This is a genomic window from Sneathiella sp. (assembly GCF_041689005.1).
GTDB lineage: Bacteria > Pseudomonadota > Alphaproteobacteria > Sneathiellales > Sneathiellaceae > Sneathiella.
In genome coordinates this window covers 20,185-43,152 of the sequence record NZ_JBDNHC010000124.1, presented here as the reverse complement: position 1 = coordinate 43,152, position 22,968 = coordinate 20,185, and the positions used below count along the sequence as shown (strand labels likewise).

At 59.6% G+C, this 22,968-nt stretch carries 19 protein-coding genes; 15 read left to right on the top strand and 4 right to left on the bottom strand.

The window, feature by feature from the left end; all coding sequences use genetic code 11:
- Positions 1 to 4 precede the first annotated feature (4 nt).
- Entirely contained in the window at positions 5 to 808 is an 804-nt protein-coding gene (locus tag ACESNI_RS13975; protein WP_373087901.1) for a ThiF family adenylyltransferase, read from the top strand.
- On the opposite strand, the gene ACESNI_RS13970 is transcribed toward ACESNI_RS13975, so the two are convergent.
- Positions 790 to 1,728: an AEC family transporter gene (locus ACESNI_RS13970; protein WP_373087899.1), complete on the bottom strand. Its 939-nt coding sequence runs from the start codon at positions 1,726 to 1,728 to the stop codon at positions 790 to 792. The genes ACESNI_RS13975 and ACESNI_RS13970 overlap by 19 nt on opposite strands.
- A gap of 104 nt (positions 1,729 to 1,832) precedes the next feature.
- Positions 1,833 to 2,339, bottom strand: a complete 507-nt coding sequence (locus tag ACESNI_RS13965; protein ID WP_373087897.1) for a hypothetical protein — start codon at positions 2,337 to 2,339, stop codon at positions 1,833 to 1,835.
- Positions 2,340 to 2,412: 73 nt separating this feature from the next.
- Between ACESNI_RS13965 and ACESNI_RS13960 the strand changes: the two genes are divergently transcribed.
- On the top strand, positions 2,413 to 3,339 hold the full coding sequence (locus ACESNI_RS13960; protein WP_373087894.1) for a branched-chain amino acid ABC transporter permease: 927 nt from the start codon (positions 2,413 to 2,415) through the stop codon (positions 3,337 to 3,339).
- 75 nt (positions 3,340 to 3,414) lie between these two features.
- Here ACESNI_RS13960 and ACESNI_RS13955 read toward each other — a convergent pair whose 3' ends face one another.
- Entirely contained in the window at positions 3,415 to 5,028 is a 1,614-nt protein-coding gene (locus ACESNI_RS13955) for a phosphoenolpyruvate carboxykinase (RefSeq protein ID WP_373087892.1), read from the bottom strand.
- Positions 5,029 to 5,209: 181 nt separating this feature from the next.
- Positions 5,210 to 5,929, bottom strand: a complete 720-nt coding sequence (locus ACESNI_RS13950; RefSeq protein ID WP_373087890.1) for a HugZ family protein — start codon at positions 5,927 to 5,929, stop codon at positions 5,210 to 5,212.
- Between the two features lie 206 nt (positions 5,930 to 6,135).
- Between ACESNI_RS13950 and ACESNI_RS13945 the strand changes: the two genes are divergently transcribed.
- The 13 genes from ACESNI_RS13945 (at position 6,136) to addA (ending at position 22,890) form a co-directional block, all read left to right on the top strand.
- A complete protein-coding gene (locus ACESNI_RS13945; RefSeq protein WP_373087888.1) occupies positions 6,136 to 6,834 on the top strand; it encodes a response regulator transcription factor in 699 nt (232 codons plus the stop codon).
- 20 nt (positions 6,835 to 6,854) lie between these two features.
- On the top strand, positions 6,855 to 8,522 hold the full coding sequence (locus ACESNI_RS13940; RefSeq protein WP_373087886.1) for a sensor histidine kinase: 1,668 nt from the start codon (positions 6,855 to 6,857) through the stop codon (positions 8,520 to 8,522).
- A 38-nt stretch (positions 8,523 to 8,560) separates the two neighbouring features.
- Positions 8,561 to 8,992 (top strand): HPr kinase/phosphorylase, encoded by a 432-nt coding sequence (locus ACESNI_RS13935; protein WP_373087884.1) that lies wholly within the window; start codon positions 8,561 to 8,563, stop codon positions 8,990 to 8,992.
- A 1-nt stretch (position 8,993) separates the two neighbouring features.
- Complete coding sequence (rapZ, locus tag ACESNI_RS13930) at positions 8,994 to 9,881, top strand: RNase adapter RapZ (RefSeq protein ID WP_373087882.1); 888 nt, start codon at positions 8,994 to 8,996, stop codon at positions 9,879 to 9,881.
- Positions 9,882 to 9,918: 37 nt separating this feature from the next.
- Entirely contained in the window at positions 9,919 to 10,323 is a 405-nt protein-coding gene (locus tag ACESNI_RS13925) for a PTS sugar transporter subunit IIA (RefSeq protein ID WP_373087880.1), read from the top strand.
- A 32-nt stretch (positions 10,324 to 10,355) separates the two neighbouring features.
- On the top strand, positions 10,356 to 10,628 hold the full coding sequence (locus ACESNI_RS13920) for an HPr family phosphocarrier protein (RefSeq protein ID WP_373087878.1): 273 nt from the start codon (positions 10,356 to 10,358) through the stop codon (positions 10,626 to 10,628).
- Between the two features lie 158 nt (positions 10,629 to 10,786).
- Positions 10,787 to 12,082: an adenosylhomocysteinase gene (gene ahcY, locus ACESNI_RS13915; RefSeq protein WP_373087876.1), complete on the top strand. Its 1,296-nt coding sequence runs from the start codon at positions 10,787 to 10,789 to the stop codon at positions 12,080 to 12,082.
- 158 nt (positions 12,083 to 12,240) lie between these two features.
- Entirely contained in the window at positions 12,241 to 14,352 is a 2,112-nt protein-coding gene (locus tag ACESNI_RS13910; RefSeq protein ID WP_373087874.1) for an ATP-binding protein, read from the top strand.
- Positions 14,353 to 14,360: 8 nt separating this feature from the next.
- The gene (gene tsaE, locus ACESNI_RS13905) at positions 14,361 to 14,852 is read left to right on the top strand and encodes a tRNA (adenosine(37)-N6)-threonylcarbamoyltransferase complex ATPase subunit type 1 TsaE (RefSeq protein WP_373087872.1); all 492 of its coding nucleotides are present in this window, start codon (positions 14,361 to 14,363) and stop codon (positions 14,850 to 14,852) included.
- Positions 14,845 to 15,804 carry an aminoglycoside phosphotransferase family protein gene (locus tag ACESNI_RS13900; RefSeq protein WP_373087870.1) on the top strand — a complete coding sequence of 320 codons (960 nt, stop codon included), beginning with the start codon at positions 14,845 to 14,847 and terminating at the stop codon, positions 15,802 to 15,804. The genes tsaE and ACESNI_RS13900 overlap by 8 nt, the downstream gene beginning before the upstream one ends.
- Positions 15,801 to 16,529 carry a nucleotidyltransferase family protein gene (locus ACESNI_RS13895; protein ID WP_373087868.1) on the top strand — a complete coding sequence of 243 codons (729 nt, stop codon included), beginning with the start codon at positions 15,801 to 15,803 and terminating at the stop codon, positions 16,527 to 16,529. The genes ACESNI_RS13900 and ACESNI_RS13895 overlap by 4 nt, the downstream gene beginning before the upstream one ends.
- A complete protein-coding gene (gene addB / locus ACESNI_RS13890) occupies positions 16,466 to 19,504 on the top strand; it encodes a double-strand break repair protein AddB (protein WP_373087866.1) in 3,039 nt (1,012 codons plus the stop codon). Before ACESNI_RS13895 ends, addB begins: the two co-directional genes overlap by 64 nt.
- Positions 19,501 to 22,890, top strand: a complete 3,390-nt coding sequence (gene addA / locus ACESNI_RS13885; RefSeq protein WP_373087864.1) for a double-strand break repair helicase AddA — start codon at positions 19,501 to 19,503, stop codon at positions 22,888 to 22,890. Before addB ends, addA begins: the two co-directional genes overlap by 4 nt.
- The last annotated feature ends 78 nt before the right edge of the window (positions 22,891 to 22,968 follow it).

The following is a 22,968-nucleotide window of genomic DNA, read 5'->3' as shown; positions in this document are numbered from 1 at the left end:
GCGCATGGCGCTTACCGACGACCAGCTTGACCGTTACGCCCGCCATATCATCCTGCGCGAGGTTGGCGGCAGCGGCCAGCAGCGGCTGCTGAGGTCAAAAGTGCTGGTTGTCGGGGCAGGTGGCCTCGGCTCGCCGCTGTTGCTGTATCTTGCGGCGGCGGGGGTCGGTACTCTCGGCGTGATCGATGACGACCGTGTCGATCTCTCGAACCTCCAACGCCAGATTGCCCATGGCACGGCGGATATTGGCCGGCCGAAAGTAGAGAGTGCGGCGGCGGCGATCGCCCGGATCAATCCCGACGTGACCGTTATCCCGCATGACCAGCGGCTGACGGCGGAAAATGCCGCCGACATTATCGGGCAATATGACCTTGTCGCCGACGGTACCGATAATTTCCAGACCCGCTTTCTGCTCAATGACGCCTGCTATTTTCTCAAGAAGCCGCTGGTTTCGGGGGCAATCCTGCAGTTTGACGGCCAGATCAGTACCTTCAAGGCCCATGAAGCGGGCGACAATCCCTGCTATCGCTGCCTGTTCCCGACGCCGCCGCCCGCCGATGTCGCCCAGACCTGCGGCGAGGCCGGGGTTCTCGGCGCATTGGCCGGTGTGATCGGATCGATGCAGGGGGTGGAAGTCCTGAAAGAATTACTTGGCATCGGCGCGGGGCTTTCGGGCCGGTTACTGCTGTATGACGCTCTGTCGGCGGAGGTGCGCACCATCAAGGTCCATCGCGAGCCCGGCTGCCCGCTCTGCGGCGAAAACCCGACCCTGACCGGGTTGTCTGCCCATCAGGGCGTCATGAAATAATGCGCGGCGAGGGTGAGGGACAGGGGCAGGGTAATCATGGCGAGCAGGGTCTGGACCGTGATGATCCCGGCCATGACCTCGGCGTCGGCGCCGAGTAGCTTGGCCAGCGCATAACCGGAACTCGCCGTCGGCACCGTGCCGTAAATAATCAGGACCATCGCCGCCATTCCGTGAAGCCCAAAGAAAACAACGGTTGCCGCGATGACAGCGGGGAACACCAGTAATTTGCACAGCGTCGAGATGGTCACATACAGCGCGCCGGTGTGAATGGACTTGATCCGAAGCCCGGCGCCGACCGAGAGCAGGGCGACGGGTAGGGCGGCTTTCGCCAGGATTCCGGCAAAGTCATTGATGACCGGGATCGGGCCGATGCCGGTGAAATTGAGGATCGCCCCGGCGCCAATCGCCATGAGCAGCGGGTTGCGTATGATCTCACGACCCAGCCGCCGTTTCAGCGACATTGTACCCGATGCCCCCCGGAACCCGACAAGCACGGAAACACAGACAAGATTTGTTGGCGGCACGAGAACGGCGGTTGCGACCGCCGCCAGCAGCAGACCTTGATCGCCGAACATGTAATTGGCAACGGCGAAGGCAATGAAGGTGTTATGACGGCTGGCGCCCTGAAAGATCGATCCGCCAATCGGGTCCGGGATTTTAAACAACCAGACAAGGGCGAGCGAAACCAGTCCGGTGACCACCAACCCGCCGATAAGCGCCGCCGCATAGATTCCGACAATCGCGTCATTGAAGGGGGCCGTTGTCGTGTTGTAAAACAGCAGCGCCGGGAACAAAACCCAATAGACGACACGGTCGGCGTTATGCCAGAAATCACCGCCCGGAAAGCCGTTCCGGCGCAGTAGGTTGCCGCAGACCAGCAGCAGGAAAATCGGCAGCACAGAAAGCGATATCGTCCACATCTGCTGATTTCCTTAAATCCGGGGGTTGGCGGGAACGGGTGAGGGCGGTACGCCCGATTTGTGACGGAATATAGCTGGATTGGCCAGCATAAACCGCGCTGGATTTAGTTTTTTCCGTATTTTGGTATGATGAACGAATTGCTTTTGGCATCAAACAACGCCGGATTGGGATGATAGCCGGGGCCGATGGTCAGCGCCGTATCCGGCACGTCCGACTGGTTGATATTGGAGCTGTATTGCTTGGTATAGACGGCAAGCGGCGTTGATTCCCCGGCTGTGACAAGGCGAACGGTCACTGTATAGGGCCGGTCCTTGACGATGCCTTTCACCCCCGGTGTGCGGAACATATATTGCAGCATATGCGGTTTCGCGGGTTGCTTGATCTTCAGCGGCGGCCCGCCGGCCGGATCCTCGAACTCAGCGACAATCTCGGTCCCCTCGGGAATATCGCGGAGAGGCTTGGCAACGAACCCGTAGAAGGCCTCGCCGATACGATAGTTGAAAATGAAGCCGCCGCCGACAAACTCCAGATAGGGCTTATCCGTCTCGTCGCCGCACCCGCCGAGCAGGAACACCATCATCAGCAAGCTGGCGACCGTCACCCTCCTCATCACCGAAACCTCCGTAAATTTCGCGCTCAATATTATTCGTGGATATGATACGCTTCGCCCCGCTGGTTGTCCAATGCGCGAGAAGGACTTGGAGTTGGTGTCGCTTCCCTATATTTTTCAGCAGTTTCTAAACGCCGTTCAGATCATCTCGATCTATGCCCTGCTGACCTCCGCCTTCGTTCTGCTCTACGGCGTCACGAATCGCATAAACCTTGCCTTTGGCGCCATCGCCATGTGGAGCGCCTATGTGACGATCATGATGATTACCCTGTTGCTGGGCCTGGTGAATTGGCCGTTGGTCGTTGTCGTGATTGCGGGCGCGGGCATCGCCCTCGCAAACACCGCCGCGCTTGGTTTCGGCCTCTATCGGGTTGTCATCCAGCCGCTGATCACCCAGCGCAGCCGGGCCATGCTGATCGCCACGATTGCCCTTGCCATCATCCTTGAAGAAACCATGCGCCTGATTAACGCCTCGAAGGAGAAATGGCTGACACCGTTGTTTGCTGACCCAATCCGCCTGCTGTCCTCCGATGTCTTTCCAGTGCAGGTGACGGCGATGCAGATTACCGTGGTGGCAATTGCCTTTGCCGTGGTCGCGGCCCTGATATTGCTGATGAAATGGCATTCCTTTGGCGTTTACTGGCGCGCCTGTTCGGAGGATTTAACAATGGCGGCACTCTGCGGCGCGAATATCCCGCTGATCCTCGCTGGCTCCTTCGTTTTGGCCAGCGCGAGCGCGGCGTTGGCGGGGACCCTGATCGCGCTCTTGTATGGTAGCGCCAGCTTTGTCATGGGAACGATTATCGGCCTGAAAACCATGTTTGTGGCGGTGATCGGCGGGCTGCGGTCGCTCACCGGCGGGCTTCTTGCCGCCATCGCGCTCGGCCTGTTCGAAACCTTCTGGTCCGCCTTTCTCGCTCTCGAGTATCGTGATGTCGCGGCGTTCTGCGTTCTCACGCTGGTGCTGGTGCTGCGGCCGGAAGGGTTGCGGGCACGATAGGCATATCATAAAAAACCGGCCGAAAATCGAAATTAACGGCCGGATTTTTGCAATTATGCTAAATTAACGCCATATTTATGCGATTTTTGGGGCGGATTGCAGCACATCATCCTCGACATAATCGGTGAACTGCTCAAAATTCTCGATGAAACGGCCAACGAGATCCTTGGCTTTCGCGTCATAGGCATCCTTGTCAGCCCAGGTATTGCGGGGATTGAGAATCTCCGATGGGACGCCAACGCAAGAGGTCGGGATAGCCAGTCCGAAGAACGGGTCCTTCTCGGTGTCGGCCTTGGCGAGTGCACCGTTAAGGGCGGCATTGACGAGCGCGCGCGTATGGGCGATTGGCATGCGATGGCCGGTGCCATATTCGCCGCCGGTCCAGCCGGTATTGACGAGCCAACAATTCACCCCGTTACGGGCAATTTTCTCCCCCAGCAGCTTGGCATAGACCGCCGGGTGCCGGGGCATGAAGGGCGCACCGAAGCAGGTGGAGAAGGTTGCCTGCGGCTCATTGCCGAGACCTTTTTCCGTGCCGGCGAGTTTCGCCGTGTAGCCAGACAGGAAGTGGTACATCGCCTGTTCCGGTGTCAGTTTCGAGATCGGCGGTAAAACGCCGAAGGCATCGGCCGTCAGCATCAACACATTGGTCGGGTTGCCCGTAACCCCGGTTTCCGACGCGTTGGGGATGAAATCGATGGGATAGGAGGCGCGGGTATTCTCCGTGTAGCGGTTGTCATCGAGGTCGAGCTCGCCGCTATGCTCATCCATCACCACATTTTCAAGCACGGTGCCGAAGCGTCGGGTGGTCTCAAAGATTTCCGGCTCTGCTTCTTTGGACAAGTTGATCACCTTGGCGTAGCAGCCACCTTCGAAGTTGAACAGGCCATCGTCAGACCAGCCATGCTCGTCATCACCAATCAGCATCTTGCTGGCATCGGCGGAAAGTGTGGTTTTGCCGGTACCTGACAGGCCGAAAAAGACCGTCGAGTTGCCTTCCTCACTGACATTGACAGAGCAATGCATGGGCAGGATGCCCTTTTCCGGGAGCAGGTAGTTTAAAATTGAAAATACCGATTTCTTGATCTCACCGGCGTAGGAGGTGCCACCGATGATCACCAGTTTCTCGGCAAAATTCGCAAGAACGAAAACCTCGGAGCGGGTGCCGTCGACCTTGGGGTCGGCCTCGAACGAGGGAATCTGGAGAATGGTGAATTCCGGTGTAAAATTCTCAAGTTCCTCTGCCGTCGGCTGCAGGAACATATTGCGGGCAAACAGGTTATGCCAGGCGCATTCAGTCACAACCCGGACTGCCAGCCGGTGATCGACGTCAGCGCCGGCAAAGCAATCCTGCACAAAGACCTCGCGGCCCTCAAGATAGGCGCGCATTTTCTTGTGCAGGGCGGCAAACTTGCTGTCCTCGAACGGTTTGTTGACCTTGCCCCACCAGATATTCTTCTCGCTGCCGGGATCTTTCACGATAAACTTGTCGTTGGCGGAACGGCCAGTATGCTGGCCGGTGATGGCAACCAGCGGTCCGCCGGCGGCGAGGGATGCCTCGCCGCGAACCAGGGCTTCCCGGTATAGGGCAGGGGCCGACAGATTCCAATAAGCCTTGCCAACATTGCCAAGCCCGTTCTTGTCCAGCCCATACTTGCTTCTCCGGGGTCCTAGTTGCTCCACATTCATTCTCCGCTTTTTTAAAAAAATAGGCCCTTAGAGGCCGACGTTGATCAACAAGATATGCCGCCTGTGATGCGCGGGCAATATAGCAGTGCTAAAAAAGGGCAATTTATTCCCGTTTTTTTTATGTTTGTTTCATTTTACTAGCAATTTTATTCCCTTTTGACCAAATAAATTGACATCAAGGTTAATTTCTTGCGCGTTTGACCAGCCGGACGAGTTCTTTTCGTGCGGTTTCGGCAGTGGTCACCGGCACTTCGAAGAGAATCCGCGTAAAATCCCAGCCGGAGCGAAGATCGCAGCCGTTGGCGTCAATGGCCGACATGTCATACAGCGCGGGCAGGGTCTTGTTCCCAAGCAGTTGGATGGCGTCGGCGTGGTCGGCGTTCATATGATCGATAATGTCGGTTTCCGTGGCCGCATCAAGAGACTGTTCAGGCGACAGAAGAAATTCATCTGGTCGGAGGCGGTCAATGGCGCCAAACCCGGCGACGAGATAGGCCTCTGTGAGGTGCAGGCGATAGAAGTGAAAATCGGCGAACGCGACAAAATCACGGGCTGAGGGATAGCGCCTGAGGTAGCGCGTCCTTATATCGTCGTCATTGATGAGGGTAAGCTCGCCCGAAAGGCTCACGCGTGCCGTGGTCAACGGATCACGCGCTCCGGCCGGGGCGGAGATAAGCAGGGAAACGGTGCGCCGTTGGGCGAGGTTTTTGCTGTGCACGGCAAGGTCGGAGAGGAGCAGCAGCGGCGCCCCCGCTGTATCGGTCGCCATCAGCACCAGCGAGGTATGGGGATGCCCGCTGTCCACGTCCACCGTCGCCAGCCCAGCGGTGGTGGCATTGCGCAGGAGTTCACGCACCGTAAGGCCTTTCGGGTCGGACTCGTTTCTGCCTGTTTCTGTCATAAATCCCTTTTGCGATATTTCTGGCGAAAGCAAAAGAGAAATAGCGCAATCCGGGCAAATACGGCACAAAATCTGCATTTTCTCGATAATTGCACCGGCCAAAAGGGCCCCGGACATGCTCTTGCCTTATTTTGGCGAAATGTAATGGCAATCTAATCTGTCAGACCATACAATAAGGAATTGAAATGAATCTGGGGATAACAGACATGGCGACGAAAGTAGCCTTGGTCGATGATGACCAAAATATTCTGACGACCGTATCAATTCTTCTGGAATCAGAGGGATTCGTAGTTAATTGCTTTAGCGATGGCGAGGAGGCTCTGGCGGCGTTCGCTGAAAATCCGCCGGACCTCGCGGTCCTCGACATCAAGATGCCGCGCATGGATGGCATGGAGCTGTTGAACCGGCTCAGGCGGACGAGCGCTGTGCCGGTGATCTTCCTGACCTCCAAGGATGATGAGATCGACGAATTTCTCGGCCTCAAGATGGGCGCCGATGACTATATCCGAAAGCCCTTCTCGCAACGTCTGCTGGTCGAGCGGATCAGGACCGTCCTGCGCCGCCACAGTACCAACAAGGATGACGATGCCGAGGGCAGCGAGGAAACGCTGGTTCGCGGCAAGCTGAAACTCGACAGCGTCCGCCATGCCTGTTTCTGGGATAGCCGCGAGGTCACCCTGACGGTCACCGAATTCATGCTGCTGCATGCGCTCGCGGTTCGCCCGGGCCATGTCAAAAGCCGCGATCAATTGATGGACGCTGCCTATGATGACAATATCTATGTGGATGACCGGACCATTGACAGCCATATCAAGCGGCTGCGCAAGAAGATAAAGGCAACGGATCCGGAATTTTCCGCCATTGAAACGCTTTATGGCGTCGGCTATCGGTTCAAGGAAAAATAGACCGGAGCACTTCCACGCATATGAATGCCAACCCCAAGCCGTATCCGGGAAAATCCGTTCCCGTCAGAAAGCCTGAAAGAAGCCGCAAGGTCGTCAAGCGGAGTCCGTTTTCGTCGCTCGGTCGCCGGATCATGGCGATCAACCTGTTTTCGGTGATCTTTCTGGCGGGCGGCGTGCTGTATCTGGACCAGTTCCGGGATGGCCTGATCGAGGCCCGATTCCAGTCCCTGACCACCAATGGCCGGATGATCGCAGGTGCCCTCGGTGAGGCGGCGCTCCAGGAAGTGTCCCTTGATGGCAAGATCCAGTACCTGACCCTTAATTCGCTGCCGATCAAGCGGGTCTTGCGGCGCCTCTCCATCGTCACTAGCACCCCGGCGCTATTGTTTGACCGCGATGGAAAACTGATCGCCGACAGCCGCCGTCTGATTTCTGCCGGGCGCAACATTGTTTATGAGGAATTGCCGCCGCCGGAAGTCAAGAGTCCGGTCAGGATCTTTTTCGAGGAGCTTTACGACGGCTGGGAACGGCTGTTTCCGACGAATTACGATTATCCGCTGTTCCCCACCAGCCCGATCCCGGCGGCCAAGGATTTCCAGGAAATCGGCGAGGCGATCAATGGCGATATCGCGCGCATGACCCGCCAGACCCAGAACGGCGAACTGATTCTGTCGGTTTCGGTACCGGTTCAGGGGTTCAAGCATATTCTGGGCGGGTTGCTGCTGACGGAAAGTGGGAGCAGTATCGACGATGCCGTCCGCTCGGCGCAGGTAACGACGCTGATTGTCTTTGCCGTAACGCTGGTGATCACCCTGCTGCTGTCGCTGTTTCTTGCGCGGACGATCGCGGCGCCGATCCATATGCTGGCGGAGGCTGCCGACAAGGTTCGCCGTGGCATTGGCCGCCGCGTGGTGGTGCCTGATTTTTCCCATCGCAAGGATGAGATCGGCGATCTCGCCGGGTCCTTCCGGGCGATGACCATGGCGCTCTATGACCGGCTGGATGCGATTGAGGCCTTTGCCGCGGATGTCGCCCATGAACTCAAGAATCCGTTGACCTCTCTCGGCACCGCCGTACAGGCGTTCGAGCGGGTGACGGACGAGAAAAACCGCGAGAAACTGCGGGCAGTGATCGCCAGCGATGTCAAACGGCTTGACCGCTTGATCACTGATATTTCGGCGGCCAGTCGCCTCGATGCGGAACTGTCCCGGGCCGAGAACGAAGTGGTCGATCTCAAGAAACTCATCGACGGCACCGTTGATGCCTACCAGACGACGCGCATGTTTACTGACGTTACCTTCGAGGTCATCGTTCCCAAGGAACAGGTGATGGTCAATGGATTGCCGGGCCGGATAAGCCAGGTCCTGCGCAATCTCGTCGATAACGCGATCTCGTTTTCCCCGGAGGGCGGCCGGGTGATGCTGCGCCTCGCCCTCAGCGATAAATCCGTTATCATGAGTGTCGAGGACGAGGGGCCGGGCGTGCCTGAAAACAAGCTTGAGGATATTTTCAACCGCTTTTACACGGAACGGCCGAAAGCTGAAGGATTCGGGCGCCATAGCGGGCTTGGGCTCAGCATTTCCCGGCTGATCGTCGAGGCCCATGGCGGCAAGATTTCGGCCCGCAACCGGATTGACAGCGCGGGCAGGGTGATCGGGGCGAAATTTTCCATCGAATTGCCAAAATAGGCCCTTGACCCGGCGCCGGTTTACGCCAGAGTCGGGCAATGATGAAAATCCATGGTAGCTCCATCGCAATTGAGGGCCGGGGCATCCTGCTCTGCGGGACCTCCGGCGCGGGAAAGTCAGATCTGGCCTTGCGCCTGATTGACGGCGGGGCCATGTTAATTGCAGATGACTATACGGAACTTCACAAAATCGGCGGCCGGTTCCTGCTCGCGCCCCCTCAGGAAATCGCCGGGCGGCTGGAAGTGCGAGGGCTTGGCCTGATGCGACTGCCCCATGTGAGCGATATCCCGCTCAATCTGGTGTTTGACCTGATGCCCTATAATGAGATCGCGCGAATGCCGGACGCGACACCCGCTGAATTCGAGGGGCTGTTTGTGCCGCGCCGCCAGCTTGATCCGTTCATGGCGTCGGCGGCGGCAATCGTCCGGCTCGCGGCCCTGCAAAATCCGTTACGGACAGGATATGAATAACATGACGGAGACAGAAAAACCGGCGAACCAGGTGGTCATCGTGTCGGGGCTGTCCGGCGCGGGAAAAAGCACGGCGCTGCGCCAGTTCGAGGATATGGGCTGGGAAATTGCCGATAATGTCCCGCTCGCGCTGCTGCAATCCATGGTCCGCCAGTCGGGTGAGGCGGGGGGGCTCAATTTGGCGCTCGGCGTTGATTTTCGCACCCGTGGCTTCTCCACCGACGTCATTCTGGAGCTGATCCGGACTTTACGCGAGATCGAGCATGACAAGGTCCGGCTGTTGTTCTTGGATTGTGACGAGGCGGTGCTGCAACGGCGCTTCACCGAGACCCGGCGGCGCCATCCGCTGGCCGCGGACAGACCCGTTGGCGATGGCATTCGTCAGGAAATCCAGCAGCTTTCAAGCCTTCGCGAGGTTGCCGACCTCCGGATTGACAGCACCAACCTGTCCCTGCCAGAGCTGAAACGCATTCTCAGCGGGCATTTCAGCCTGCAGCAGGCGTCGCGGCTGTCGGTCTCGGTGATGTCCTTTTCCTATAAATACGGGGTCCCGCGCGAGGCGGACCTGATGTTCGATGTCCGCTTCCTCCGCAACCCGTTCTATGAGCCGTCGCTCGCCGATAAAACCGGTGAAGACGCGGCGGTGATCGACTTCATTGCCCGCGACCCGGCGTTCGCAGCGTTCATGGAACAGCTTTCCGCCCTCCTGTCATTGTTGCTGCCGCGCTATGCCGAGGAAGGAAAGTCCTATCTTACAATTGCCTTTGGGTGTACAGGTGGTCGCCACCGTTCTGTGTGCATTGCGGAAAAAATCCATGACCTTGTGGCAAAATCCGGTTATTTTGCTAATCTGGCCCATCGGGATCTGCCAATAAAAGGGCGGCAGTAGATATAGAAAAGCCATTTCACAGAAGGGGCAAGACAAAATGATTGGAATGGTACTGGTGACTCACGGCCGTCTGGCCGAGGAATTCGTCAACGCGACGGAGCATGTGGTTGGTCCGCAAACCCAGGTGCGTGCCATCTCCATCGGTCCGGATGACGATATGGAGCAGCGGCGCCAGGATATCCTCGCCGCCGTCGCGGAGGTTGAAACCGGGGCCGGGGTTATCCTGCTCACCGACATGTTCGGCGGCACCCCCTCAAATCTCGCGATCTCGGTCATGGAAAAGGCGAATGTCGAGGTCATCGCCGGCATTAACCTGCCGATGCTGATCAAGCTCGCCAGCCTGCGCGGGGAGGATAACATGGAACATGCGGTCGCCGCGGCACAGGAATCGGGACGCAAATATATCAATGTCGCCTCCCATCTGCTGGCCGATAAATCCTGACATGCGGAAGTCGTTACGTCCGGCCGGCGGCGATGTCTGAGATGAAGCGCGACCTCGTTATCGGCAACGCCCGCGGCCTGCATGCCCGCGCCGCGGCTAAATTCGTCAAATGTGCTGAGAAATTCAAGGCTGATATTCGCGTCACCAAGGGGGAGAACGTGGTCTCGGGCAGTTCGATCATGGGCCTGATGATGCTGGCGGCCTCAACCGGAAGCACGATTTCCCTCGACGTATCCGGCCCGGAGGCCGAGGCGGCGCTGGTGGCGCTGACCGAACTGGTGGACGGCAAATTCGGAGAAAGCTAACCACGCCCTAAATCAAACCCTATAATGATATAAACATTTCTTTATATAATTCTTGATATTGTTGAACAAGATTGTTATACAATCGGCAACTGCGGCCTGCCTGTTACCTGTTTTCGGTGTTCCGCTTGACCTGTACCTTGATTGTGAAAGTATGGAAAATGACAAAAACTGACGACTTTAAAGTTGCGGATATGGCGCTCGCAGACTGGGGCCGCAAGGAAATCAAAATCGCGGAAACCGAAATGCCGGGGTTGATGGCGCTGCGCGAGGAATTCGGGAAGAGCAAGCCGCTTACCGGGGCCCGCATTGCCGGCTGCCTGCATATGACCATCCAGACCGCCGTCCTGATCGAGACCCTGACGGCGCTTGGCGCGGAAGTCCGCTGGTCATCTTGCAATATTTTCTCGACACAGGATCAGGCCGCCGCAGCGATTGCTGCCACCGGCGTTCCCGTCTTCGCCTGGAAAGGGGAAACCGAGGAAGAGGCCATGTGGTGCATCGTCCAGACAATTATCGGCCCGGACGGCTGGCGCCCCAACCTCATCCTTGATGACGGCGGTGATCTCACACAGGTGATGCATGATGATTATCCGGAACTGATGACCGATGTGCTCGGCCTGTCCGAGGAAACAACCACCGGCGTTCACCGCCTTTACGAAATGGCCAAGGCTGGCACGCTGAAAGTGCCGGCGATCAATGTCAATGATTCGGTCACCAAATCGAAATTCGACAATCTTTACGGCTGCCGCGAAAGTCTTGTTGACGGCATCAAACGCGCAACCGACGTGATGATTGCCGGCAAGGTCGCGGTTGTCTGTGGTTATGGCGATGTTGGCAAGGGCTCGTCCGCCTCACTCCGCAGTCAGGGCGCGCGCGTGCTGGTCACGGAAATCGACCCGATCTGCGCGCTGCAGGCGGCGATGGAAGGCTATGAAGTCGTGACCCTCGACGAGGCGGCGGCCTCTGGCGATATTTTCGTCACCACCACCGGCAATATCGATGTGATCACCCTTGACCATATGCGCCAGATGAAGGACCGGGCGATCGTCTGCAACATCGGTCATTTCGACAGTGAAATCCAGATTAATGCCCTCCGCAATTACGCCTGGCATAATGTCAAGCCGCAGGTGGATGAGGTTGAATTCCCGGATGGCAAGCGCCTGATCCTGCTGGCCGAGGGACGGCTGGTCAATCTTGGCTGTGCCACCGGCCATCCAAGCTTTGTGATGAGCGCGTCTTTCACCAATCAGGTGCTGGCGCAGATCGAGCTGTGGGAAAGCCACGACACCTACAAAAACCAGGTCTATGTGTTGCCCAAGCATCTCGATGAAAAAGTGGCGACGCTGCATCTAGCAAAACTCGGGGCCCGGCTGACGACACTGACCGACGCCCAGGCGAAATATATCAGCGTTCCGCAGGCCGGTCCGTACAAGCCGGATCACTATCGCTACTAGACCGCCGGATCGCAAAAACAACGACAGATACATAGAATTGTCCGGGGGGACTATCCCTCCGGGCTTTTTTTTCCTATTCTCTGGCCGGGATTGTCGTCTTCGGGCGATGACACCTCGCACACAAACACCAACATGGTAGGACAGACACAAAAAGGCCCATGGATCCGAGCGTTCTCACAACCCAGTATACGACGACGGAACTGACATTTATCTGGCTGATGTCGCTGCTTGTCATCGGGCTTGTGATGGCCCTCATCGTCATGCGCAAGAAGGCGCTGGCGCTGTTTGCGCAGAGCGATGCCGATGCCGAACGCCTTCAGGACTTTGAAGAGGCCGTCGACAGCATGAAGGAACAGCAGGGCCGCCTTCAGGCCGAGGTTCTGTCGCTGAAATCCACGCTGGCCACGGCCCGCGCCGAGCGGGATGGTTTCGTCGAGCTGCTGAACGCCTCGCCCTTCGCCATCTGGCGCCGCGACCAGAATTCGGAAATTATCTGGCAGAATAAAAAATACGAGCAAATCGTTGGGTATGGCGAGGGTGACGGAAAAGTCCCGGAACTGGCGGCCAGCCGGGATCCGGATCAGGCGCGCAAGCTGGCGACGCGGGCGCGAGTGACGGGCGCCACGCAAATGGAGGCCCGGCGCTATATCGTTGGCGGTGACCGCCTGAGCTTCAACGTTGTCGAGACGCCGCTGGAGTTCGATAACGAACTGGCGGGGTTTGCCCTTGATATGACGACGGAAGAGGAATTGTCCGCCGAACTGAAACGGCATATCGAGGGCCATGCCGACGTTCTTGAGAATATCGCCACGGCAATCGCCATTTACGGCCCGGACCAGCGGCTTGAATTTTTCAACCAGACCTACGCCAAACTATGGCGGCTCAGCGACGACTTCCTCTATGACAAGCCAACGATCAGTGAGGTCCTCGACAAACAGAGGGAGCTTCGCCGGTTGCCTGAGCAGGCGGATTTCTCGGCCTATAAGGCGAAGCGCCGGGCGCTGTTCACCAATGTCATCGATATACGCGAGGAACTGGTGCAGCTTCCCGATGAAACCGTCCTGCGCATGGTTATCACACCGCATCCATTCGGTGGCCTGTTGTTCCTGTTCGAGGATGTCACCGACAAGGTGGTGCTGGAGCGGGCACGGAACACCCAGATTGCCGTCCAGCGCGCGACGCTCGACAATCTCTATGAAGGGGTCGCGGTTTTCGGTTCAGATGCAAGATTAAAGCTCTATAACGCGCCATATTGCGCAATATTTGGTCTTGATGAGGGGGTTTTGCAGGAAGATATCCATATATCGCAAATTCTTGATTTCCACGCCGAGAGGCATGAGCTTAACTGGACGGCGGAACAGCGCGAGAAACGGATCGCCAATGTCACCCGCCGCGACGCGGCCAGCGGGCGGCTCGACCTGCCGGGCGGCGCGATCATCGATTTCAATCGTGTCCCGCTTCCCGACGGCAATGTCCTGTTTACCTATATCGATATCACCCATGAGCTGCAGGTGCGCCGGGTGCTGCGCGAACGCAACGAGGCGCTGGAAGCCGCCGACAAGATGAAAACCGAGTTTGTGGCGAGCGTCAGCCATGAACTCCGGACGCCGCTTAATACCATCATCGGTTTTGCCGAAATTCTGGTGAAGGAATTTTTCGGTAAGCTCAACCCGAAGCAGGTTGAGTATGGGCAGGGCATTCTCGACAGTTCCGACCATTTGCTGTTGCTGATCAACGATATTCTCGACATGGCCAATATTCAGACCGGGCAGATGGAACTTGACAAGGAGCCGGTCGATCTCGGCGCGGCGCTCACCAATGTCGTTGCGATGATACAGGAGCGGGCGAAGAAACGGCATTTGAATATTGAAACCGATATCGGTGACGACCTCGGTCTCGTTCTCGTCGATGAGCGGCGGATCAAGCAGGTGATATTCAACCTTTTCAGCAATGCCATCAAATTCACCCCGGCGAAGGGCAAAATCAAGCTTTCCGCCCGTAAATCCGATGACGGCTATGAAATTACCGTCAATGACAATGGCAAGGGCATTCCGGAAGACCAGCTCGACCAGATCTTCGAGCGCTTCTCGAAGGGGGATACGACGCGGCAGAATGCCGGGGCCGGGCTCGGCCTGTCGCTGGTCAAGAGTTTTGTCGAGCTGCATGGCGGCCATGTCAAGTTGACCTCGACGGAGAATATCGGCACGTCCGTCTCCTGCTACCTGCCGCTGTCGATCGACGCCGCGCCGCTCATGTCAAAAATATCCTGAGCTGCACCATGACCCAGCCGCCGTTGATCTTTCAGCAAACCTGCGCCACTCTTGAGGACACGAGCCGCCTTGCCGCGACTTTTGCGGGCACCCTCGCCGCCGGGGATGTGGTGGCCCTCAAGGGCACGCTCGGCGCGGGCAAAACCGCCTTTGCCCGCGGTGTCATCGGGGCGCTGCTGGGATTGGATACAGATGTTCCAAGTCCAACCTACAACCTGCTTCTCACCTATGAGACGGACGGGTTTGCGCTCTATCATTATGATCTGTACCGGCTTGCGGAGCCCGAAGATGCCTTTGAACTTGATATCGAGGATGCCTTTGCGGGCGAGGTGTCGCTGATTGAATGGCCGGAACGGCTCGGCCGCTATCTGCCGCCGGATCATCTCCGGATCGAGATTGAGCCTCTGACACCGGAAGGCGAGGGACGGCGCTTTAAATTTTTTGGAAATGAGCGCTGGCAGCAACGGCTCGCCGCGCTTGCGGAGAATGCCAATGCGTGAACGCGACCGATCCCTGTTTCTGGAAGCGAACGGTCTTGCCGGAGCCTCGCGGATGCTGCTTGCCGGGGATGCCTCGGCGCGCCGCTATGAGCGGGTGACGGACGGGGACAGATCCCGCATTCTGATGGACGCGCCACCGCCGGAGGATGTCGGCCGGTTCGTTGCCGTTGCCCGGGAACTTGCAACCCGGGGCTACAGCCCGCCGGAAATCTATGCGGAGGATCTCGAGAAGGGATTTCTATTGCTTGAGGATCTGGGCGATGGGCTGTTTTCAGATTTGATGGCGTCGGGGGAGCCGGAGGAGCCGCTTTATCGGCTCGCCGTTAATTTGCTTATTGATTTTTCCCGTCAGGCACCGCCATCCTCGCTGCCACATTTTTCCGACGATTACCTGAGAGACCAGAACAGGATGTTTCTCGACTGGTACGTGCCCGCGAAGACGGGGGTCCATTTAAGCGCGGAGGCGGAGCGGTTTTACCAGGAGATTTGGGAGGAATTACTGCCCGATATTCGCGTCGGGCCGGAGGTGATGCTGCTGCGCGATTTTCACTCGGATAATCTGTTGTATCTTAAAGACCGGGAGGGGCTGCGGTCGCTCGGCCTTCTCGATTTTCAGGATGCATTACGTGGCCCGGCGGCCTATGATCTTGTCTCGCTGTTGCAGGATGCGCGACGGGATGTCCATGCGGATACCGATGATATGATCCATTACTATCTTGAGAAGACCGGCCTCGACGAGACGGATTTTCTGACATCCTATGCCATTCTGGGGGCGCATCGGGCACTTCGCATCATGGGCATCTTCACCCGTCTCGCCAAGCAGGATGGCAAGACAGCCTATCTTGACCTGATGCCGCGCATGCGGGCACATCTGGCACGTAACCTGACCCATCCGACGCTTGCCGCGCTTAAGAACTGGCTGGCCGTCTCCGTTGGCGAGGGAAACTCATGACCGGACTGCCGGAGCTTTCCCAAATGCGGGCGATGGTCCTTGCCGCCGGGCTCGGCACACGTTTGCGCCCGCTGACCGAGACCACCCCGAAACCACTGGTCAAGGTTGCGGGTAAGGCGCTGCTTGACTATTGCCTGGATTTACTGCGCGTGGCCGATATCCGTAATGCCGTCGTCAATACCCATTATCTTGGATCGCAGATCGAGACGCATGTCAAGGCCGTTACTGATCTTGCCATCACGATTTCCGACGAAAGCGCCTGTCTGCTGGAGACCGGCGGCGGTGTGAAAAAGGCCCTCTCGTTGCTGGGGGACGCGCCGTTCTTTGTGCTCAATTCCGATGTCATCGTCCGCGACAGAGGCATGAACTCGCTTGCGCGCATGCATGATCGCTGGAACCCGGACGAAATGGATGCTCTGCTGCTGCTGCACCCGACGGTGTCGGCCATCAGCTATGAAGGGCGCGGGGATTTCACCATGAACCGCGGCGGCATCGCGGAGCGGCGCGATGAACGTTCGGTCGCGCCCTATCTGTTCACCGGGGTTCAACTGCTGAACCCGGCGTTGTTCGAGGGCACACCGGAGGGGCCGTTTTCGCTGAATCTGCTCTATGACAAGGCGGCAGCGAACGGGCGGCTGGTCGGTCTGCGTCATGACGGCCAATGGCTGCATGTGGGAACAGCGGCGGCGCTGGCCACGGCGGACCGGATCATAGGCGGATCGTGACCGGCGCCGCGCCCAGAATTCCCAATGTCCTCAATATTCCGCCGGAATATTCCTTTGTTGATGTTCTGGCCGCCGAGTTACTGCGGCGCCATGGCGCCAGCCTGAAGGGCTTAAGTGAGGTGACGGTCCTGACGACGACCCGCCGCGCCGCTCGCAGCCTGCAAAACGCATTCCTGCGCCAGACGGAGGGGCGGCCGTTGATGCTGCCGCGCCTTCGCTCCATTGGCGATGTTGAGGAGGACGAGCTGCTCCTCGACGGGGAGCCCGGTGTCGGCGGAGCGGCGGCGACGGTTCTCGGCCTGCCGCCCGCCATCGATCCCCTGCGCCGGCAATTGCTGCTCACGCGGCTGGTTCAGGCACGAGGGGGCACCGGTGGCCTCGCCGAGGCGGCGGGCCTCGCGGCGGCGCTCGCCCGGTTACTCGATCAGGTTCAGACGGAAGGGCTCGATCTCGCCGACCTGAAGGATCTGGTGCCGTCCGAATATGCAACCCATTGGCAGATCACGCTTGAGTTCCTGAAAATCCTCAGCGAAAGCTGGCCCGCCATCCTGACGGAGGAGGGCAGCATTGATGCCGCGTTGCGCCGTGATTTGCTGCTGCGCGCGCAGGTCGAGCATTGGCAAGCTGCTCCGCCCAAGGGCCCGGTGTATGCAGTCGGATCGACAGGCTCGATCCCGGCGACGGCGGACCTGCTGGCCTGTGTCGCCGCTCTTCCGAATGGCTGCGTTATCCTGCCCGGTCTTGACCGCCATCTGGAGGTGGCGGGCTGGCAGGCGGTGACAACTGATCCTGCCCATGCCCAGCATGGCCTCGCGCTGTTGCTTGGACGGCTTAAAATTGACCGCGAGGATGTGGCCGACCTTGTGGATGAGGCGGCGCGGTCCTGCCCGGACGCCCGCGCCGCCTTCCTTGCGGAAGCCCTGCGACCCGCCGCCACCACCGATCACTGGCAGCAGGTGACACCGCCCCCGGCCGACGCGCTTGCGGGAATTCGCCGCGTCGATTGCCCCGATCAGCAAAGCGAGGCGCAGGTTATCGCGCTGCTGCTGAGGGAGGCGTTGGAAACCGAGCGTAAAACGGCGGTGCTGATCACGCCCGACCGGGATTTATCGCGCCGGGTGAGTGCCGAGCTTCGGCGCTGGGGCGTCGCTGTCGATGATAGCGCCGGCACCAGCCTTGACCAGTCGCCGCCGGGGGTGTTCCTGCGCTTGCTCGCGCGGATGATCGCCGATGAGGCGGCACCGGTTTCCCTGCTGGCGGCCTTCAAGCATCCGTTGGCGACGGGCGGCGGCACAGCGGAGACATTTCGCCGCCATGTCCGGGCACTGGAACTGGCAATTTTGCGGGGTCCCCGGCCCGCCGCCGGGCTTAACGGGATTGAGCGCGCGCTGGCCGCCTCTACGGTACCGGCTGAAGTGAAAAACTGGTTCACGGCGCTGGCCCTGCGGGCGGTACCACTGACGACGCTGGCGCAAACGAACACCGTGGATTTCCGTAATTTCCTGACAGAATTCATCCGCTTTGCCGAATTCCTCTCAACCCCAGCCGAGGCGGATGCGTCGGCACTCTGGGCTGGGGCCTTTGGCGAGGCGGCGGCGACCTTTATCTCGGAATTACTGCGCGCCGCCGATGTCATGACGGACATGAGCCCCGCCGCCTGGCCCGAACTTCTTGACACCCTGATGACGGGCCGCATGGTCCGGCCGCGCTACGGCCAGCATCCGCGATTGCAGATCTGGGGCCCGATTGAGGGCCGTCTTGGTCGCGCCGATCTTGTCGTCATGGGCGGGCTGAACGAAGGGAGCTGGCCGCCGGATGCGGGCAGTGATCCGTGGATGAGCCGCCCAATGCGCGAAAAATTCCGGCTGCCGCTGCCCGAGCAGCGGATCGGCCTCTCTGCTCATGATTTTCAGCAGGCTTTTTGTGCCGCTGATGTCGTCCTGACAAGACCGGAGAAAATCGACGGCACGCCGACGGTTCCCTCGCGCTGGCTGCTGCGCCTCGAAACCCTGCTCGGTAAATTCGACCTGAAACTGGCGGCGGAAAAACCCGCGCCGCTGCTTGTCTGGCAGCGCTTGCTCGATCAGCCCGCGGAATACAGCTCCTGCCTTGCGCCGCGTCCAACCCCGCCGGTGGCGGCGCGGCCCCGGCGGCTCTCTGTGACCCGGATTGAAAAATGGATGAAGGATCCCTATTCGATCTTTGCCGAGCAAATCCTGAAACTGCGTCCGCTTGATGCGATCGCCATGGACCCCGGCGCGGCCGACAAGGGCACCTTTATCCATGCGGCGCTGGAACAGTTCGTTACCCGCTTTCCGGACGCGATGCCGCCGGACGCCCGCGATCACCTGCTGGCGTTCGGGCGCGAGGCGTTCGGCGATGTGCTGTCCTATCCCGCCGTCTGGGCCTTCTGGTGGCCCCGGTTCGAGCGGATCGCGGACTGGTTCATCGACTTCGAGGGCAGGCGCCGGGAGCATTTTAAAACCGTCGCCGTCGAGGTCCGGGGCGAGATCGCGATTCCCGGCCCGCATGCGGATTTCACGCTGAGCGGTACCGCTGACCGCATCGACCGGCAACTGGCGGATGGCCAGCTTTCGGTGCTGGATTACAAGACCGGGGCGCCGCCGTCGGTGAGTGAGGTCGAGACGGGGATGACCCCGCAACTGGCGCTGGAGGCGGCAATGATTGCCCGTGGTGGTTTTCCGGGCATTGAGCGCGCGCCGGTCGGTGAACTCGCCTATGTCCGCCTGAGCGGCGGTGATCCGCCTGGCGTTTTCCGCTCCGCAGGCAGCAAAAAGCTGCCGCAAGATCTGGCGGAGGAAGCCTATGAGGGGTTGCAGCGGCTAATCGCCCAGTTTGATCGTCAGGCAACCGCCTATTTGAGTCGTCCGCGCCCGGACCTGCCGGACCGGTTCAATGACTATGAGCATCTGGCGCGGATCAAGGAATGGTCGACGGCGGAGGATACGGAATGAGTCTGGAGACACTGGTCGAGGACGGTATTGCCCGCCAGAAGGCAGCGGCGGACCCGGCGCGCTCGGTCTGGGTGTCGGCCTCGGCGGGGTCCGGCAAGACGCGGGTTCTGGTCGAGCGCAGCCTGCGGCTGATGCTGGCAGGCACGCGGCCTGAAAAAATTCTCTGTATCACCTTTACCAAGGCGGCGGCGGCGGAAATGGCCAACCGGCTGAACGGCATGCTCGGCGGCTGGGCGGTGATGAGTGACGCGGACCTTGAGGAGAGCCTGACCGAACTAATTGGGCGCACGCCCGAGGCGGCGGAAAGACTACGGGCGCGGCGGCTGTTCGCCAGCGTTCTTGACGCGCCGGGCGGGCTTAAAATCCAGACCATCCATTCCTTCTGCGAATCCGTGCTCGGGCGGTTTCCGCTGGAGGCGGGGCTGTCGCCCAATTTCGAGGTTATGGACGAACGCACCGCCGACGAGATCATGGAAATGGCCCGCAACGACCTGCTGCTCGCGAGCCAGCGCCCCGAGAACGGAACCCTCGCAGAGGCGCTGCAACTGGTCAGCGAAAAGGTCAACGAAGGTGATTTTGCCACCCTCATTCGCGGGCTCGGCCAACAGCGCAGCCAGCTTGCGGCGCTGGTGCAGGACCATGGCGGTGCGGACGGCATAAGCGCGGCGCTAGCATCGAAAATCGATATCGACCCCACGGAAACCGAGGAACGCCTCTTAACGCGCGCGGCGGCGGAGAGCGCATTCGAGGGCGCGGCCCTCCGCCGGGCCGCGGGGTTCCTTGCCGCAGGGAGCCCTCAGGACAGCCGCATGGCGGAAAAAATGATTCCCTGGCTGGAGGGTCCGGACAGCCGCCTCATTCATTTCCCGATCTATTTTAAGGCCTTTTTCACGGACAAGGGAGAGTTTCGCAAGTCATTTGCCACCCAGAAGACGGTGGACGCCTGCCCTGATATTCTTGAGATCATGGCGGCGGAGGCGGCGCGGCTTCAATTCGTTCAGGAACAGGTGAAAAAGGTCCGGGTGCTGGCGGCGACATCGGCGCTGCTCCGGCTGGGTGTCGCGCTCATGATGGGCTATGAGAGGGAAAAGGCCCGTCGCGGCAAACTTGATTATGACGACCTGATCTTCAAGACGCGGGACTTACTGACCGCCGAGGATGCCGCGCCCTGGGTGATGTATAAACTCGATGGCGGGATCGAGCATATCCTCGTCGATGAGGCGCAGGATACGAGTGCCGCGCAATGGCAGGTGATTGCGGCCCTCGCCGAGGAGTTTTTTACCGGACTGGGCGCGGTCGAGCTGGAACGGACGCTGTTCGTCGTCGGCGATGAAAAGCAGTCGATCTATTCCTTTCAGGGCGCTGATCCCACCGTTTTCGATGTCATGCGCCAGACGTTTGAGGGCCGGGCAGAGGCGGCGGAGAAGGGCTGGCGGAATGTCCCGCTCGATTTGTCTTTCCGCTCGACCGGCGCGGTGCTCGACCTCGTTGATCGGATTTTCGAGGGTGAGGCAGCGCGAAAAGGGCTGACAGCGGCGGGGGGAACAGTTCGGCATCTGGTCCGGCGCGCAGGTGAAGCGGGGCTCGTTGAAATCTGGCCAGTCGTGAAACCGCCGGATGTTGCTGTCACCGATCCGTGGGAGGTCCCGCTCGCACAGAGTCTCGATGCCAAACCGGAGGCGCAATTGGCCAAGAACATCGCCCTGCAGATCCGCCATTGGCTCGACAGCGGTGAACGTCTGAAGGCTCAGGGGCGGCGGATTGCGCCCCGCGATATCATGATCCTCGTCCAGAGCCGCAACGCCTTTTTCAGCCATATCGTGCGGGCGTTGAAGCTCGCGGACATTCCGGTTGCCGGGACCGACCGTATGGTGCTCACCGAACAGCTGGCGGTGATGGATTTGCTGGCGCTCGCCAAGTTCGTGCTGTTGCCTGAAGACGACCTCAATCTCGCGGTGGTGCTGAAAAGCCCGTTTGTCGGCTGTGATGATAACCAGCTTTTCGAGCTGGCCTATGGGCGCAAAGACAGCCTGTGGCGGGCGCTGCGCGACACTAAAACCGGGCTGCCGGTGTTCACGGCCGGGCTTGATTTCCTGCGCGAGTTGCTGGGCCGCGCCGATTATGTGCCGGTTTACGAGTTTTTTGCCGATATTCTGGGCCGTCTCCGGGGCCGCGAAAAGCTGCTCTCTCGTCTCGGGCAGGAAGCCGCCGACCCGATTGAGGAATTTTTGTCACTGGCGCTGAATTACCAGCGGACCGAAGCAACCTCGCTGCAGGCCTTCCTGCACTGGATTGAGGCCGGAGCGGCCGTGGTCAAGCGCGATATGGAGCAGGGGCGGGATGAGGTGCGCGTCCTGACCGTTCATGGGTCGAAAGGACTGCAGGCGCCGATTATCTTCCTGCCAGATACCTGCCAGACCTCGCGGGCGCCGACCGGCCTGTTCTGGACTGGCGATGAGACCCCGCTACCACTCTGGCCGGTGCGGACGGCGAATGATGAATTGCTCACCGCAGAGGCCCGTAGCATTGCCCGCGCGCGCCAGATGGAGGAGAAGAAACGGCTGCTCTATGTGGCGCTGACCCGGGCCGAGGACCGGCTCTATATCTGCGGCTGGGAGGGAAAGAAGAAACGCGCGGCGGATAGCTGGTACGAACTGATCGATCCGGCCTTTGGCGACGGGGTTGAGGAAGTGGCGTTGCCCTGGGGCGAGGTGGCTCGGCGCTGGTCCTCCGGCACGCCCGCGACTGTCCGGCCCGAACCCGAGATTGAGACGGCACGCCCGGCGCCGATGCCGGATTGGATCCAGCATATGGCTCCGGATGAGCCGACCCCACCGCGCCCGCTCGCCCCGTCCCGCGAAGAAGAGGAACCGGCGGTGCAGTCCCCGCTTGGCGGCGATGACGGGCGGCGCTTCCACCGCGGCCTGCTGATCCATCGCCTGCTGGAAACTTTGCCCGGCGTCGCGCCGGAGGATCGCGAACGGGTGGCAAGTACCTGGCTGTCCCGGCCGGTGCATGGATTGGATGCAGAGCGTCGTGACGCCATCCTCACTGAGACCCTCGCTGTCCTTGTCGATCCGCAGTTTTCTGCCATTTTTGGGCCGGACAGCCTTGCGGAGGTGCCGATTACCGGCGTTTTTGGCGATCAGGTGATCTCGGGACAGATCGATCGACTGCTGGTGGGCGCCGATGAAATTCTGGTGATTGACTATAAAACCAACCGTCCGTCGCCTCGGGATATTGCGGGAGTGCCAAAAATTTATCTGCGCCAGATGGCTATATATCGGCAGGCGCTGACCGAAATGTATCCCGGAAAACCTATAAAATGCGCCCTTCTCTGGACTGACGGACCGCATTTGATGCCGCTGCCCGCCCCGGGAATGTGATCACCGTCTCTTGACGTTTTCGATGCGGATACGTAATTATAGATAAGTAAGGGCGCGAAATGGGCGTGGACAACTTTA